1 protein-coding gene is annotated in these 1,314 nt (G+C 55.9%); it reads right to left on the reverse strand.

From position 1 onward, the window contains the following. Nucleotides 1-1,314 (reverse strand): immunoglobulin-like domain-containing protein (locus tag A3751_RS21270; RefSeq protein ID WP_156492716.1); only part of this gene is annotated, 1,314 nt, incomplete at both ends.

Below are 1,314 nucleotides of genomic sequence, written 5' to 3' on the forward strand. Positions count from 1 at the left end.
ACCATCGATGTTATCGGAAGCGGTTGCGCCGGCATCGGTGTAAACCGTGCCTACCTCGTGATCGACAGGATCAGAACCAAGTAGCGTGATGACTGGGATGGTCGTGTCGACCACATTGACGGTGCGCGTAACTTGCGTTGCGGCATTGCCTGTGGCGTCAGATACATCGTAAGTCAGAGCATAAGTGCCCGCTACGGCATCGTTCACCGAACCACTTACCAAAATCGCTGAAGTGAGTGTTGCATTGTCATCAATAATATCGGTCGCTGCTGCGCCAAGATCCGTGTAGGTCGTGCCTTGCTCGTGTTGTACCGTAGCGGCGCCATTCAGTGTAATTACTGGAGCGGTGCGGTCAGCCACGATCACGTCACGAGTGACTGTCGGCGCGGCGTTGCTCTGAGAGTCGGTGACGTTGTAGGTGAGTGTATAAGTGCCTGCAACATTTGGATCGACAGCGCCAGTTGGGACGATGGAACCAGATAGATCGCCATCGGCTGCATCGGAGGCGGTCGCGCCAGGATCAGTAAATGGCGTTTGCAGTTCATGCAGGATCGGGTTGCTGCCCAGTAGGGTAATGGTCGGCGCGCCGGTATCGACGACGTTCACAGTACGTGTCACGGTCGCCGCCGCATTGCCCGACGAGTCTTGCACGTTGTAAGTAAGAGAATACGTGCCAATGACGCTGGCATTGACGCTGCCAGTCACGCCAATGTTACCGGTAATAACACCATCGATGTTATCGGAAGCGGTTGCGCCGGCATCGGTGTAAACCGTGCCTACCTCGTGATCGACAGGATCAGAACCAAGTAGCGTGATGACTGGGATGGTCGTGTCGACCACATTGACGGTGCGCGTAACTTGCGTTGCGGCATTGCCTGTGGCGTCAGATACATCGTAAGTCAGAGCATAAGTGCCCGCTACGGCATCGTTCACCGAACCACTTACCAAAATCGCTGAAGTGAGTGTTGCATTGTCATCAATAATATCGGTCGCTGCTGCGCCAAGATCCGTGTAGGTCGTGCCTTGCTCGTGCTGTACCGTAGCGGCGCCATTCAGTGTAATCACTGGAGCGGTGCGGTCAGCCACGATCACGTCACGAGTGACTGTCGGCGCGGCGTTGCTCTGAGAGTCGGTGACGTTGTAGGTGAGTGTATAAGTGCCTGCAACATTTGGATCGACAGCGCCAGTTGGGACGATGGAACCAGATAGATCGCCATCGGCTGCATCGGAGGCGGTCGCGCCAGGATCAGTAAATGGCGTTTGCAGTTCATGCAGGATCTGGTTGCTGCCCAGTAGGGTAATGGTCGGCGCGCC

This window comes from Oleiphilus sp. HI0080 (assembly GCF_001635135.1).